The organism is Stutzerimonas stutzeri (genome assembly GCF_051028275.1).
GTDB classification, from domain to species: domain Bacteria; phylum Pseudomonadota; class Gammaproteobacteria; order Pseudomonadales; family Pseudomonadaceae; genus Stutzerimonas; species Stutzerimonas stutzeri_AS.
In genome coordinates, this window is record NZ_CP069269.1 from 1490234 (window position 1) to 1504632 (window position 14399).

Below are 14399 nucleotides of genomic sequence, written 5' to 3' on the forward strand. Positions count from 1 at the left end.
GGGTTCTCCAAGAGTAGAAGTGGATTGAGTCACCTTACGCTGGGCCGAGGCGCTAAGCCATCCCGCCGTAGCTGCGCCCAACCTTTAGCGTTTGAACGGATCTCCCAGAACCTGCTTTTCTGCGACAATGCGCGCCGAATTTAGCCGAGGACCCGCCATGCCCTGTCAGACTCCGATCATCGTTGCGCTCGACTTTCCTTCCCGTGATGCTGCGCTGGCACTGGCAGATCAGCTTGATCCAGCGTTGTGTCGGGTCAAGGTCGGCAAGGAGCTGTTCACCCGCTGCGGTCCACAGATCGTTGAGGCACTCCAGGCCAAAAGGTTCGAGGTGTTTCTGGACCTTAAATTCCATGACATCCCCAACACCACCGCTATGGCGGTCAGCGCTGCGGCAGAACTGGGTGTGTGGATGGTGAACGTGCATTGTTCCGGTGGCTTGCGCATGATGGCGGCCTGTCGGGAGGTATTGGACAAGGTAAGCGGACAAAAGCCACTGCTTATCGGCGTAACAGTGCTCACCAGCATGGAGCAGGCCGACCTGGCAGACGTCGGTCTGGATCTCGAACCAGAACGTCAGGTATTGCGGCTCGCCGGTCTGGCAGAAAAAGCAGGACTCGATGGTCTGGTCTGTTCGGCTCAAGAGGCGCAACCACTGAAGTCAAGGTTCCCAGGGTTGCAGCTGGTCACGCCGGGCATTCGTCCAGCGGGTAGTGCAGCGAACGATCAACGCCGGATTCTCACACCGGCGCAAGCCATGGCGGCGGGCTCCGACTATCTAGTCATTGGGCGCCCCATCTCTCAGGCTGCCGATCCAGCGCAGGCATTAGCGGCGGTTGTTGCCGAACTGGCGTGACCAGACTGGTCGGTGCAGGGCGCAGTCGGACATCTTTCGAGCTGCTCGCGACCGGTCGCAACGGCGGCGACCGGTTCTGTTCGCATCAGGCCTAGCCCACCTTCAGCACCAACTTGCCGAAGTTGCCGCCGGTGAACAGCTTCATCAAGGTGTCTGGGAAGGTTTCCAGGCCTTCCACGATGTCTTCCTTGCTCTTCAGCTCGCCGCTTTGCATCCAGCCTGCCATGTCTTTCATGGCTTCCGGGTAACGGGAAACGTAATCCATCACCACCATGCCTTGCATCCGTCCGCGGTTGACCAGCAGGGACAGGTAGTTGGCCGGCCCTTTGACCGCTTCCTTGTTGTTGTACTGACTGATGGCACCACAGATCACGATACGGGCGCCGACGGTGATCCGCGTCAGCACGGCATCCAGTATGTCGCCCCCAACGTTGTCGAAGTAGACATCAACGCCTTTAGGGCACTCGCGCTTCAGACCAGCGGCGACATCCTCGCTCTTGTAGTCGATGGCTGCATCAAAGCCGAGTTCTTCAGTCAGGAAGCGGCACTTGTCGGCGCCTCCAGCGATACCCACGACGCGGCAGCCTTTGATCTTGGCAATCTGTCCGGCGACGCTGCCCACGGCACCGGCCGCGCCTGATAGCACTACGGTTTCGCCGGCTTTCGGTTCCCCAACGGCCAGTAAGCCGAAATAGGCAGTCATCCCGGTCATGCCGAGTGCCGAAAGATAGCGTGGCAGGGGCGCCTGATCAGGGTCCACCTTGTAAAAACCTTTCGGCTCGCCGAGGAAATATTCCTGAACGCCAAGCGCGCCGTTCACGTAGTCGCCTTCGGCAAAGCCCGGATGCTTAGAGGCGATGACCTTGCCGACGCCGAGGGCGCGCATCACTTCGCCAATCCCGACTGGCGGAATATAGGATTTCGCATCGTTCATCCAACCGCGCATCGCCGGGTCCAGTGACAGGTATTCCACCTTCACCAGGATCTGGCCGGCTTCGGGCTCGCCCACTGGCTTCTCGACGTACTCGAAGGTGTCTTTCGTCGGCGCGCCAACTGGGCGTTTGGCCAGCAGATATTGGTGGTTGATGGTGTTCATGATGGCCTCGAATGTGTGCAAAACCTTGGTGTAGCCCGCCAAGCCCGACCCTGCAAGCAAGGGCAGCATTCTGGAATGCGTTGGCATCCGTCTGAGTGATATCCCCTAACGCCACTTAATGGTGGTTAGAGATGACGGTATAACCATGACCGGTATCTGGTGGGCGGTCACGTTCGGACTGCCGCCGCTCTTATAACGATCAGGATATTCAGCATGAGCATGTCTTTTTCCGGTCAGGTCGCGTTGGTCACGGGTGCAGCAGCAGGGATTGGTCGGGCTACCGCGCTCGCGTTCGCCAATCAGGGTCTCAGGGTTGTCGTTGCCGACATTGATGAAACAGGCGGTAAGGCCTGTGCAGAAGCAATTCTTGAAGCGGGGGGCGACGCGGTATTCATACGCTGCGATGTCACGCGGGACGAGCAAGTCAAGGCGATGGTCGAGCAGGCCGTGGCAACCTATGGACGTCTGGACTATGCCTTCAACAATGCTGGCATCGAGATCGAGAAGGGGCGCTTGGCTGAAGGCAGTGAGGCCGAATTCGACGCCATCATGGGCGTCAACGTGAAGGGCGTCTGGTTGTGCATGAAGCATCAGCTCCCGGTGATGCTGGCCCAGGGAGGCGGCGCCATCGTCAACACCGCGTCGGTGGCAGGACTTGGCGCGGCACCGAAGATGAGCATCTACGCGGCGTCCAAGCATGCCGTGATCGGACTGACCAAGTCAGCGGCGATCGAATATGCGAAAAAGCAGATCAGGGTAAATGCAGTTTGCCCGGCCGTGATCGACACCGACATGTTCCGTCGCGCCTATGAAGCCGACCCGCGCAAAGCTGAGTTCGCCGCAGCCATGCACCCGGTCGGCCGGGTCGGCAAGGTTGAGGAAATCGCCGCTGCAGTGCTCTATCTCTGCAGTGACGGTGCCGCATTTACCACTGGCCACGCGCTGGCGGTCGACGGTGGCGCCATGGCGATCTGATAGCTGCAGCCGCTTGCCGGAGGCTAATCCTTCGGCTTGGGCGCGCTGACTATCAATAGTGTCAGCACGCCCGCGACCAACCCCCATAGCGCGGAGCCGATGCCGAACAGCGTCAGCCCTGACGCCGTGACCATAAAGGTGATCAGCGCAGCCTCGCGCTCGCGTGCTGTCTGCATGGCCTGGGTCAAACCGCTGCCTATCGAGCCGAGCAGCGCCAGCGCAGCGATGGAAAGCACGAGGGCAGCAGGGAAAGACGCAAACAGCGCAGCCAGTGTGGCGCCAAAGATCCCGGCTATCCCATAGAAAATGCCGCACCAAACGGCCGCCGTGTAACGTCGAGACGAATCGGGATGCGCTTCGGGGCCGCTGCAGATCGCCATGGTGATTGCGGCCAGATGAATGCCATGGGAGCCAAACGGAGCCAGCAGCACCGAGGCAGTGCCCGTCACCGAGATCAGCGGTGAGGCTGGGACCTGATAGCCCTCCGCGCGAAGCACTGCCAGTCCCGGCATGTTTTGCGAGGCCATGGCGATGACGAACAGTGGGATACCGATACTGAAAAGCGCGGCGAACGACAGCGTTGGCGTTGTCCAGACGGGCACCGCGACGTCCAGGCTCAGCGCTCTGAAGTCCAGCAGGCCTGTCACTGCCGAGAAGGCACAGCCAACCAGCAAAGCAGACAACACCGTGTAGCGCGGCTGGAAGCGTTTAGCGGTCAGATAAGTAAAGAACATGCTCAGCACAAGCACCGGTTGGACTTCCACGGCACGGAAAATTTCGCTGCCGATGTTGAACAGCACACCGGCCAGCAGGGCGGCAGCCAGCGAGGCGGGGACTTTACGCATCAGCCGTTCGAAGCTTCCGGTGAACCCACAAAGCGCGATCAGTGCTGAAGCGAAGATGAATGCTCCGATGGCTTCCCCATAGGGTACGCCAGGCAGGCTGCCGATCAGAAGCGCTGCGCCGGGCGTCGACCAGGCGATGACGACGGGCGTTCGATAGCGCAACGACAGCCCAATGCTGCAAATGGCCATACCAATCGACAGCGACCAGATCCACGAGGAGATCTGGCCGCTACTGAGCCCCGCTGCCTGCCCGGCCTGGAACATGAGCACCAGCGAACTGGTGTAGCCGGTCAGCATGGCAATGAAGCCGGCCACGACGGTTGAAGCTGAGCTGTCCTTGAAGAAGCGCTGTGGTGAGGCGGTGGTTGCGGTCATCGTCGGCATAGGGTTGGTTTCATGAATGGCTGATGCGCTCGGAATTGGATGGCAACGGACCCTTGAGCATGATCCTCGCCTGGAGTGCTTGCAGGCTAGGGAGTCGTACGCTTTACGTCGCGGTACAGCCATTGTCGCGATCAGCGTAACAGTACAAGGCCCCAGCCTGGTGCCGTCCGTCCCCCGGATGAAGAAGCGTGCCGACAGCTAAGCAGACACTGGCACCGATGTTGCTATTACCCCAGTGCCTGCTGCGATGCGTCAAAAAAACCGCAGCTGTTGGAGGAATGATGAGTCAGGGTATCGAATTCAATCGCTTGATGCTGGAAATGCGGGCCATGCAGACCGATGCCATGGCGCGTTCCAAGCCCGTGACGGCTGCTCCGGAGGTTGGTGCCCCGAGCTTCTCCGATATGCTCGGACAGGCCGTCAACAAAGTGAATGAAACCCAGCAGGCATCCAGTCAACTGGCCAGCGCTTTCGAGATGGGGCAGGGCGGTATCGATCTGACCGAAGTCATGATCGCGTCGCAAAAAGCGAGCGTTTCTTTTCAGGCCATGACCCAGGTGCGCAACAAGCTGGTCCAGGCGTATCAAGACATCATGCAGATGCCGGTCTAAGGCAGGATTTGAATAATGGCTGACGCACTTACCAACGCTCCGGTACCACTCGCTTCGGATACCCCGAAGAAGCCTTTGCTGGGTCTCTCCTTTCTGGAGAACCTGTCTGAAATGTCGATGTTGCGGCAGATCGGCCTGTTGGTCGGTCTGGCAGCGAGCGTAGCCATCGGTTTCGCCGTGGTGCTGTGGTCGCAGCAGCCGGACTATCGTCCGTTGTTGGGCAGCCTCGCCGGGATGGATGCTAATCAGGTGATGGAAACCCTGGCAGCCGCCGACATTTCCTATACCGTCGAACCCACGTCCGGCGCTTTGCTGGTCAAGGCGGACGACCTGGCGCGTGCACGGCTGAGACTGGCTGGCGCTGGCATTGCCCAGACCGACAGCAATATCGGTTTTGAAATTCTCGACAAGGAACAAGGCCTCGGCACCAGCCAGTTCATGGAAGCGACCCGCTATCGCCGGGGGCTCGAAGGTGAACTGGGGCGCACCATTTCCAGCTTGAACAACGTCAAGAACGCTCGCGTTCACCTTGCCATTCCAAAGAGCTCGGTGTTCGTTCGCGATGAGCGCAAGCCTAGCGCATCGGTACTCGTTGAGCTGTACCCAGGCCGCAGCCTCGAGCCGAGCCAGGTCATGGCGATCATCAATTTGGTCGCAACCAGCGTACCGGAGCTGACCAAGTCACAGATCACCGTGGTCGATCAAAAAGGCAATCTGCTGTCCGATCAGCAGGAGCTCACCGAGCTGAGCATGGCTGGCAAGCAGTTCGACTACAGCCGTCGCGTGGAAAGCCTTTACACCCAGCGCGTGCATAACATTTTGCAGCCGGTACTGGGTAGCGGTCGCTACAAGGCTGAGGTGTCCGCCGATGTGGATTTCAGCGCTGTCGAGTCCACCTCCGAGACCTTCAACCCGGATCAGCCGGCACTGCGTAGTGAGCAGAGCGTCAGCGAACAGCGCCAGAGCAGCCTGGGCCCGCAGGGCGTACCCGGTGCGCTGAGCAATCAACCTCCCGGCGCGGCGGCTGCGCCAGAGAATGCCGTGGCAGGGCAGGCCGCTGCAGCCGGTGCCATCGCTCCCGGTCAGCCGCTGCTGGACGCCAACGGTCAGCAAGTCATGGACCCGGCAACCGGCCAACCGATGTTGGCCCCTTATCCGGCCGACAAGCGTGAGCAGGCGACCCGCAACTATGAGCTGGACCGTTCGATCAGCTATACCAAGCAGCAGCAGGGCCGTTTGCGCCGTCTGTCGGTTGCGGTGGTGCTCGACGACCAGGTCACGGTTGCGGCTGATGGCACCACGACCCGTGTGCCTCGTAGTGCCGAAGAACTGGCGCGCTTTACCCGCCTGGTACAGGATGCCGTTGGGTTTGATGCGAGTCGCGGTGACAGCGTAAGCGTGATCAATGCACCGTTTGCCGCTGATTCGCTTGACGATGCGTTCATCGACATTCCGTTCTACTCGCAGCCGTGGTTCTGGGACATCGTAAAACAGGTTCTTGGCGTACTGTTTATCTTGGTGCTGGTCTTCGGGGTGCTGCGACCGGTCCTGAACAACCTGACGAACGCCGGTAAGGCTAAAGAGCTTCAAGCCGTGCCCGGCGATGCCGAGCTGGGCGATCTGGAGGGTATCGATGGTGCGCTGGCGAGTGATCGGGTCAGCCTGAGTGGGCCGCAAAGCATCATGCTGCCCAGCCCCTCCGAGGGATACGATGCGCAATTGAATGCCATCAAGAATCTGGTAGCAGAGGATCCGGGCCGGGTGGCTCAGGTCGTCAAAGATTGGATCAACGCAGATGAGTGATGCTCGAGTACCCGCAAAGCTGAACAAGGTCGACAAGGCTGCAATTCTTTTGCTCTCTCTCGGCGAGGCCGACGCTGCGCAGGTGTTGCGCCATCTGGGCCCGAAGGAAGTACAGAAAGTCGGCACGGCAATGGCGCAGATGCGCAACGTGCAGAAAACCCAGATAGAACAGGTGATGGGCGAATTCGTCGAGATCGTCGGCGACCAGACCAGTGTTGGCGTTGGCGCGGACGGTTACATCCGCAAAATGCTCACCCAGGCGCTGGGAGAGGACAAGGCGGGTGGCTTGATCGACCGTATCCTGCTTGGTGGCAACACCAGCGGTCTCGACAGCCTGAAGTGGATGGAGCCGCGCGCGGTTGCAGATGTGATTCGCTACGAGCATCCTCAGATCCAGGCCATCGTAGTGGCGTATCTGGATCCCGACCAGGCGGGTGAAGTGCTCTCGCATTTCGACCACAAGGTGCGGCTGGATATCGTTCTGCGTGTGTCGTCATTGAACACAGTGCAGCCGGCTGCGCTGAAAGAACTGAACCTTATCCTTGAGAAGCAGTTTTCCGGCAACGCCAATACCACCCGTGCGACGCTGGGCGGCGTCAAGCGTGCGGCAGATATCATGAACTTCCTCGACAGCTCGGTCGAAGGCCAGCTGATGGATGCCATCCGTGACGTCGACGAAGACCTGTCGTCGCAGATCGAGGATCTGATGTTCGTGTTCGACAATCTCGCCGATGTCGACGACCGGGGCATCCAGGTGTTGCTGCGCGAAGTATCCTCCGATGTGCTGGTCATGGCGCTCAAAGGCGCTGACGAAGCCATCAAGGAGAAAATCTTCAAGAACATGTCCAAGCGTGCCGGTGAATTGCTGCGCGATGACTTGGAAGCCAAAGGTCCGGTGCGCATCAGCGAAGTCGAAGGCGCCCAGAAAGAAATCCTTACCATCGCCCGTCGCATGGCCGAAGCCGGAGAGATCGTACTCGGCGGCAAGGGCGGCGAAGAAATGGTCTAGATCTAAGCGAGTTGTATGTCCAAGGAAAACCCCAGCGATGTGATCCGTGCGAAGGACGTCAACGTTTTCGATCGCTGGGCTTTGCCGAGCTTCGATCCGCTAGGCGCAGAGCCGGAAGTGCAGGCGTCCGTCGAGGAACCGGCTCCTGCCGAAGAGTTGTCGCATAGCGAGGACGTCCCGGTCGAGGAGGTCAAACCGCTGACGCTCGATGAGCTCGAAGCGATTCGCCAGGAAGCCTATAACGAAGGTTTCAGTACCGGCGAGAAGGACGGCTTTCACGCCGGTCAGCTCAAGGCTAGGCAAGAGGCCGAAGCAGCGCTGGCGCCCAAGCTGCAGAATCTGGAAACGCTGATGGCACAGCTGCTCGAACCTATCGCCGATCAGGATCGTAATCTCGAGCACGCCATGGTTACGCTGGTCAGTCAGTTGGCTCGCGAAGTGATTCAGCGCGATCTGCTGATCGATTCCAGTCAGATTCGCCAGGTTCTGCGCGATGCGCTGAAGCTGCTGCCTATGGGGGCGAGCAATGTGCGCATCTACATCAATCCGCAAGACTTCGAGCTGGTCAAGGCGCTACGTGAACGCCATGAAGAAACCTGGCGTATCGTCGAAGACAGCGATCTTCTGCCTGGCGGCTGCCGCATCGAGACCGAGCAGAGCCGTATCGACGCCAGTGTCGAAACGCGCCTGGGCCAAGCGATCAGTCAGCTGTTCGAGCAACAGCGAGAGAACGCCACCAGTCCGCCCGAGGCCGACCTGCATGTAGAGCTCGGCTCTGACACGGAGGCCCCCGATGCGCCTTGAACGCACCAGCTTCGCCAAACGCTTTGAAGCCTACGGCGATGCCATCAAACTCCCCAGCCAACCGATCCTCGAAGGTCGGTTGTTGCGTATGGTCGGTCTGACTCTGGAAGCCGAGGGGCTGCGCGCTGCGGTCGGAAGTCGCTGCCTGGTCATTAACGAAGACAGCTACCACCCGACCCAGGTCGAAGCCGAGGTAATGGGCTTCGCCAGCGGCAAACTCTATCTGATGCCCGTCGGCAGTCTGGCGGGTATCGCCCCTGGCGCCAGGGTCGTCCCATTGGCCAATACCGGCCGCCTGCCCATGGGCACCTCTATGCTCGGTCGCGTTCTCGACGGTGCCGGGCGGGCATTGGATGGTAAGGGCGGAATGAAAGCGGAGGACTGGGTGCCGATGGATGGCCCGGTAATCAATCCGCTCAAGCGCCACCCGATCAGCGAGCCGCTGGATGTTGGCATCCGTAGCATCAACGGCTTGCTCACTGTGGGGCGCGGTCAGCGTCTGGGCCTGTTCGCCGGTACCGGTGTCGGTAAATCGGTCTTGCTTGGCATGATGACGCGCTTCACCGAGGCCGACATCATCGTGGTGGGGCTTATCGGCGAGCGTGGGCGAGAAGTGAAGGAATTTATCGAGAACATCCTCACCGAAGAAAGCATCAAGCGTTCAGTCGTCGTGGCCTCGCCGGCAGACGATGCGCCGTTGATGCGCTTGCGGGCCGCCATGTACTGCACGCGTATCGCCGAGTATTTCCGAGACAAAGGAAAGAACGTGCTGCTGCTGATGGATTCGCTGACTCGCTTCGCCCAAGCCCAGCGCGAGATTGCTCTTGCGATTGGCGAGCCGCCCGCGACCAAGGGCTACCCACCGTCGGTGTTCGCCAAACTACCGAGTCTGGTGGAGCGCGCCGGTAACGCAGAAGAGGGCGGCGGCTCGATCACTGCGTTCTATACCGTGTTGTCCGAGGGTGACGACCAGCAAGACCCGATCGCCGACGCCGCACGGGGCGTACTTGATGGCCACATCGTGCTATCGCGTCGACTGGCCGAGGAGGGTCATTACCCGGCAATCGATATCGAGGCATCCATCAGCCGCGTCATGCCGCAAGTGGTCAGCGTCGAGCACGTGCGTCACTCGCAACGTTTCAAGCAGCTCTGGTCGCGCTACCAGCAGAGCCGCGATCTCATCAGCGTTGGCGCTTATGTACCGGGTGGCGACCCGGAGACCGACCTCGCCATTGCCCGGCAGGCTGAGATGGTGCGCTACCTTCGGCAAGGTCTGAACGAGGCTGAGCATCTGACCCAGAGCGAGGCTTTGCTGGCCAGCGTGTTCAACCCCAAGGTCGCGGGTTAAGGCTTGGCAACCAGCCGTGCAGCGCGTTTGGCGCCCGTGATCGATATGGCCGAGCGTGCCGAGCGAGAGTCTGCAAAGCTGTTCGGACAAGGCCAGACGCAAGTCGCCCAGGCAGAAGCCAAACTTGGCGAGCTGCGCCAGTACTTTGCCGATTACCAGCAGCAATGGATGGTTCAGGGCAGCCAGGGCGTGTCTGGCCAGTGGTTGATGAACTACCAACGCTTCCTTTCGCAACTCGAGTCAGCGATCGGGCAGCAGCAGCGCAGCCTGGATTGGCACCGAAACAACCTCGACAAGCTCCGCGAACAATGGCAACAGCGACGCGCCCGACTCGATGGCTTGCGCAAGCTGGTTGACCGCTATCTACAGGAAGCCAGGACGGCGGCCGACAAACGCGAACAGAAACTGCTCGACGAGTTCTCACAACGCCTGGCCAGCAAGCCAAAACAGGATTGAAACTTGCTGCGCCGGGTTTTGAATGCTAAATCTTCATGCAGCTTGTGTGCTGCCGTGCAGCTGCTCACCGAGGCCAGGGTGCAGCTGGAAGCGTCCCGCTGACGCGTCACCGCCGGCCGGCATCACAGCCATGTTTTTGCTTTGGATCAGGAGTGCTAGATGACCATCAGTTCACAGCTATCGGCAGATGGACAGGAGCTGACCATTACGATTCAGGGGCGCTTCGATTTCAATACACATCAGGCTTTTCGCGACGCTTATCAGGCTTCGGGTAGCTCGCCCCGTCGCTATGTAGTCGACCTCAACGGGGCCACCTATCTCGACAGTTCTGCTCTGGGCATGTTGTTGCTGCTGCGAGATCACGCGGGCGGTGACGAGGCCGATATCCGCCTGATCAACTGCAATCCCGACGTCCGTAAAGTCCTCTCGGTTTCCAACTTCGAACAATTGTTCGCCATACCCTGATGCCTCGTCGGCTCTCCATACTCATCGCGGAGGATGGCGCGGCTGACCGCATGCTCTTGGCGGCTATCGTTCGTCGCCAGGGACATCATGTGGTAACCGCTGCCAATGGCGCCGAGGCGGTCGCGCTGTTCGAACGCGAGCGCCCGCAGCTGGTCCTAATGGACGCGCTGATGCCGGTGATGGATGGCTTCGAGGCGGCACAGCAGATCAAGCAACTGGCTGGAAACGAGCTGGTACCGATCATTTTTCTTACCTCGCTCACCGAAAACGAAGCGCTGGTTCGCTGTTTGGAAGCAGGGGGCGATGACTTCATCGCCAAGCCTTACAACCCGATCATCCTCGAAGCGAAGATCCAGGCTATGCATCGCTTGCGGCGGTTGCAGGCAACGGTGCTGGAACAGCGCGATCTTATTGCCCGGCGTAATCAGCAACTGCTCGACGAGCAGAAAGCGGCAAAGGCGATCTTCGACAAGGTGGCTCACGCCGGCTGCCTCAACGCACCCAACATTCGTTATCGACAGTCTCCGCGGGCGTTATTCAACGGCGACCTGCTGCTCGCTGCTCATGCGCCGGCCGGGAGGATGTTCGTGCTGCTCGGGGACTTCACCGGTCATGGTTTGCCAGCCGCGATTGGCGCCATGCCGCTGGCAGAAACCTTTTATGGAATGACGGCAAAGGGTTACTCCAGTAACCAGATACTCCGCGAGATCAACGCCAAGCTAAAGCTGATCCTGCCGGTCGAGATGTTTTGCTGCGCCACATTGCTCGACATCAACCTGGGACAGGGCATCCTACGCGTGTGGAACGGCGGCTTACCGGATGGCTATCTACTCAAGGCGAATGGAGAACGGTTGCCCTTGCGGTCCGGGCATCTACCGCTAGGGGTACGCGAGGCGACCGTATTCGACGATACCTTCGAGACGTTGTCCCTGGCGGTTGGAGACCGCTTGCTGTTGATGTCCGACGGATTGCTTGAGAGCTGCAACGCTGACGACGAGCTCTTCGGCGAACAAAGGTTGCTGGCTGTCATGGATGCGAACAGCGACCGAACGAGGCTGTTCGAGGATATCGAACAAGCGCTGCACGCCTTTCATGGTCAAATCCTTGACGACTTGAGCCTCGTCGAGGTGAGCATGATCGCCGAGGAAACGCCGGTTGCACAGCTGTCTACACCGTATTTCCCGCTAGGCTCCAAAGAGCTTAACCCGAGAGACTGGACGACTTGCTTCGAGCTTCGTCCGAGCAGCCTGCGTATGGCCGATCCGTTGCCAATCACGATGCAGCTTTTGCTGCAGATTTCGCCGTTGCGATACCGTATCGGAACCATTTACACGGTCCTGACCGAACTTTATGCCAACGCTTTGGAGCACGGTGTCCTGTTACTGGATTCGACCATCAAGTGCGGTGCCGACGGTTTCGCCAGGTATTATCGTGAACGACAGCAACGCTTGGATGAGCTTGCCGAAGGCTTCGTATCCATCGAGTTAACCGTCAAGTCTGAAGGCCCAACGGGGTATCTGCGGATCGGTGTTCGAGACAGTGGTCCAGGCTTTGATGTGCAGCAGGCCCTGAATCAGCAGTATTGCAGCGGTCGTTTGGGTGGGCGAGGCTTGCGTATGATTCGTCAGTTGAGTGAACGCTTCTATTGGGAGCCGGATGGCAAGGCCCTTTACGTAGAGTTCCACTGGGTCGGTCGTGCATAATTCTCCGTTTGCAGCCAGGAGCATTTCCGTGGCCGAACATCTCGACAGCAGGGTGCTCGCGACACTTCAGGAAGTGATGGATGCGGAATATCCGGTGCTGCTGGATACCTTTCTCGTCGATTCGGAAGAACGGCTGCGCCTTTTGCAGGCGGCCTGTCTGAGCGGTCAATCCGAGGACCTGCGACAGGCCGCGCACAGCTTCAAGGGAAGCTGCAGCAACATGGGCGCCGTACTGCTGGCGGACCTTTGTCGCGAGATGGAGGAAACCGCCCGACGCGAGCAGCTGGATGAAGCCCCGGCGTTGATCGAGCGTATCGAGCGAGAGTTCGCCATCGTGCGAATCCTTTACCGAGCCGAGCGCCAACGTTGGCATGGAGCTGGCTGACGGGGTTGCTGTAGCGGCGAACCGCTGGTCTCAGTGAGGCAGCTTTAGGTGCCAGCTAGTCGGTGGCCCGGACTTTGCTTGACGCTACGTACGTCGTCATCCTTCAACGGAAAACCTATGGCCGTCTCTCCCGATCTGTTGCTAAACATCAAGGCTCCGACCGCGGCCGGCAAAGCAGCGAACGCTTCGCCTAAACCCGCCCCGCAATCCAGTCGGGACGAGGCCTCCAGCTTCGCCAACGTCTACGCGAAAGAGCGCCAGGGCAAACCCGCCGAAGCGCAGAATGCTGCAGCAAAGCCGGCCCGCGACAAGCCGGTGAGCGATAAGTCGAGTCAGGAAACTGACAAGTCAAGCGGCAGCGAAGCGCCGACTGCGGCCGAACCCGGCAAGGAGCTGCCTCCGGGCGCCGAGACCGCCGACGATAGCCCGCACGACCCTGAAGCCGACCTCGACCCGCTACTGCTTTTCGGCATGGGTGGTCAGCCGGATGCTAGTGGGGTCCAGCCGGGCGCTGAGCCACCTCCGGCAGGCAGCGAGTTCCTGATGGGCCTGGCACAACCGCAGGCGGTGCCTGCTGATGCCTCGCCAGACAGCGAGACCCTGCTGGCGGGGCAGCGCATTGGAGAGCAACAGGCGGCCAGCCAGAAGAATACCGCTCAGAGTCTGGTCATGACAGGCGACGCCGCAGTCGATGCCCAGGAACTGCTTCCGGCGAACCTGCTCGAGGGGCAGGTCGAAGAGCCTGAGCTTCGCTCGTTGGATGAAAGCTTTGGAGAGCTGCTTGAAAAGCTCGATGTGCCAAAGGACAGCCGTACGAATATCACTGAAGCGCCGATCGATCGGCTCAGCCCCTTGACGCAGGCGATCGCTCAGCAGAACCAGACGCAGCAAATACAGCGGCCTGTGATGGTGCCCGGCCAACCCGTACAGATGCAGCAGTCTGGCTGGAGCGAAGCTGTGGTCGATAAGGTGATGTGGTTGTCCAGCCAGAACCTCAAGTCTGCCGAGATTCAACTCGATCCAGCCGAGCTCGGTCGTATGGAGGTTCGTATCGACATGAACAAGGACCAGACGCAGGTGACCTTCGTAAGTCCGCATGCTGGCGTTCGGGATGCGCTGGAAGGACAGATGCAGCGACTGCGCGATATGTTCGCCCAACAGGGCATGACCATGGACGTCAACGTGTCTGACCAGTCACGAGGGTGGAAAGGTGAAAGCGGCGGTGAGCCGCGCGGCGGCGTTGCCGGTGCCTTGGCTGGAGCAGAGGAGGAAATGGCGCTAGGCACCATGGAGATCAGCTCGGGTCGTGTCGCCAGCGGTCGTGGCCTGGTGGATTACTACGCCTGACAGCCAAATCGGTCTGAAAGCCGAGCCTAGTCATGCCGTGGGAGCGGCTGCTGCGCTCGGTTAAGCCGCAATAATACCGCCTTCAAAATGTTCTTTACCCGCTACCTGAACCAGCCCCCTCGCGTCTTTCCCAGGGTGACGGGTTCTTGTCAAACCTTCCTCGCCGCGTTCTTGTGCGGTCGTTCGAAACTGGGCAGAGCAAACTCAGTATCGGTCCGCAAAGACGAGCCGGTGCGAGGCAATCATTTACGCAGCTCATGAGCTGATTGATACTTTGGCATAGCAGTTGCTCGCTTCGTTTCGAGGCGAGTGATA

14 protein-coding genes are annotated in these 14399 nt (G+C 59.9%); 12 read left to right on the forward strand and 2 right to left on the reverse strand.

Features of this window, described 5'->3' with window-relative positions; all coding sequences use genetic code 11:
* Positions 1-157: 157 nt before the first annotated feature.
* A complete protein-coding gene (gene pyrF / locus JQR87_RS06830; protein WP_407291425.1) occupies positions 158-853 on the forward strand; it encodes an orotidine-5'-phosphate decarboxylase in 696 nt (231 codons plus the stop codon).
* Between the two features lie 91 nt (positions 854-944).
* Here pyrF and JQR87_RS06835 read toward each other — a convergent pair whose 3' ends face one another.
* Positions 945-1949, reverse strand: a complete 1005-nt coding sequence (locus JQR87_RS06835; RefSeq protein WP_407291423.1) for an NADP-dependent oxidoreductase — start codon at positions 1947-1949, stop codon at positions 945-947.
* Positions 1950-2162: 213 nt separating this feature from the next.
* On the opposite strand from JQR87_RS06835, the gene JQR87_RS06840 reads away from it, so the two are divergent.
* Positions 2163-2924 (forward strand): SDR family oxidoreductase, encoded by a 762-nt coding sequence (locus JQR87_RS06840; protein ID WP_407291421.1) that lies wholly within the window; start codon positions 2163-2165, stop codon positions 2922-2924.
* 23 nt (positions 2925-2947) lie between these two features.
* On the opposite strand, the gene JQR87_RS06845 is transcribed toward JQR87_RS06840, so the two are convergent.
* A complete protein-coding gene (locus tag JQR87_RS06845; RefSeq protein WP_407297798.1) occupies positions 2948-4144 on the reverse strand; it encodes a benzoate/H(+) symporter BenE family transporter in 1197 nt (398 codons plus the stop codon).
* Between the two features lie 290 nt (positions 4145-4434).
* Here JQR87_RS06845 and fliE point away from each other — a divergent pair, with 290 nt between their 5' ends.
* The 10 genes from fliE (at position 4435) to JQR87_RS06895 (ending at position 14084) form a co-directional block, all read left to right on the forward strand.
* Positions 4435-4764 (forward strand): flagellar hook-basal body complex protein FliE, encoded by a 330-nt coding sequence (gene fliE / locus JQR87_RS06850; RefSeq protein WP_407291419.1) that lies wholly within the window; start codon positions 4435-4437, stop codon positions 4762-4764.
* A 15-nt stretch (positions 4765-4779) separates the two neighbouring features.
* Positions 4780-6567, forward strand: coding sequence for a flagellar basal-body MS-ring/collar protein FliF (gene fliF, locus JQR87_RS06855; RefSeq protein WP_407291417.1), 1788 nt, complete (start codon positions 4780-4782; stop codon positions 6565-6567).
* Positions 6560-7576 carry a flagellar motor switch protein FliG gene (fliG, locus tag JQR87_RS06860; RefSeq protein ID WP_407291416.1) on the forward strand — a complete coding sequence of 339 codons (1017 nt, stop codon included), beginning with the start codon at positions 6560-6562 and terminating at the stop codon, positions 7574-7576. The genes fliF and fliG overlap by 8 nt, the downstream gene beginning before the upstream one ends.
* A 15-nt stretch (positions 7577-7591) precedes the next feature.
* Complete coding sequence (gene fliH / locus JQR87_RS06865; RefSeq protein WP_407291413.1) at positions 7592-8380, forward strand: flagellar assembly protein FliH; 789 nt, start codon at positions 7592-7594, stop codon at positions 8378-8380.
* Positions 8370-9728: a flagellar protein export ATPase FliI gene (fliI, locus tag JQR87_RS06870; protein WP_407291412.1), complete on the forward strand. Its 1359-nt coding sequence runs from the start codon at positions 8370-8372 to the stop codon at positions 9726-9728. Before fliH ends, fliI begins: the two co-directional genes overlap by 11 nt.
* 3 nt (positions 9729-9731) lie before the next feature.
* Positions 9732-10184: a flagellar export protein FliJ gene (gene fliJ / locus JQR87_RS06875; RefSeq protein ID WP_407291410.1), complete on the forward strand. Its 453-nt coding sequence runs from the start codon at positions 9732-9734 to the stop codon at positions 10182-10184.
* 159 nt (positions 10185-10343) lie between these two features.
* The gene (locus JQR87_RS06880) at positions 10344-10649 is read left to right on the forward strand and encodes an STAS domain-containing protein (RefSeq protein ID WP_407291408.1); all 306 of its coding nucleotides are present in this window, start codon (positions 10344-10346) and stop codon (positions 10647-10649) included.
* On the forward strand, positions 10649-12352 hold the full coding sequence (locus JQR87_RS06885) for an ATP-binding SpoIIE family protein phosphatase (protein ID WP_407291407.1): 1704 nt from the start codon (positions 10649-10651) through the stop codon (positions 12350-12352). The genes JQR87_RS06880 and JQR87_RS06885 overlap by 1 nt, the downstream gene beginning before the upstream one ends.
* Before the next feature lie 76 nt (positions 12353-12428).
* On the forward strand, positions 12429-12737 hold the full coding sequence (locus JQR87_RS06890; protein WP_407297796.1) for an Hpt domain-containing protein: 309 nt from the start codon (positions 12429-12431) through the stop codon (positions 12735-12737).
* 117 nt (positions 12738-12854) lie between these two features.
* Complete coding sequence (locus JQR87_RS06895; protein WP_407291406.1) at positions 12855-14084, forward strand: flagellar hook-length control protein FliK; 1230 nt, start codon at positions 12855-12857, stop codon at positions 14082-14084.
* The last annotated feature ends 315 nt before the right edge of the window (positions 14085-14399 follow it).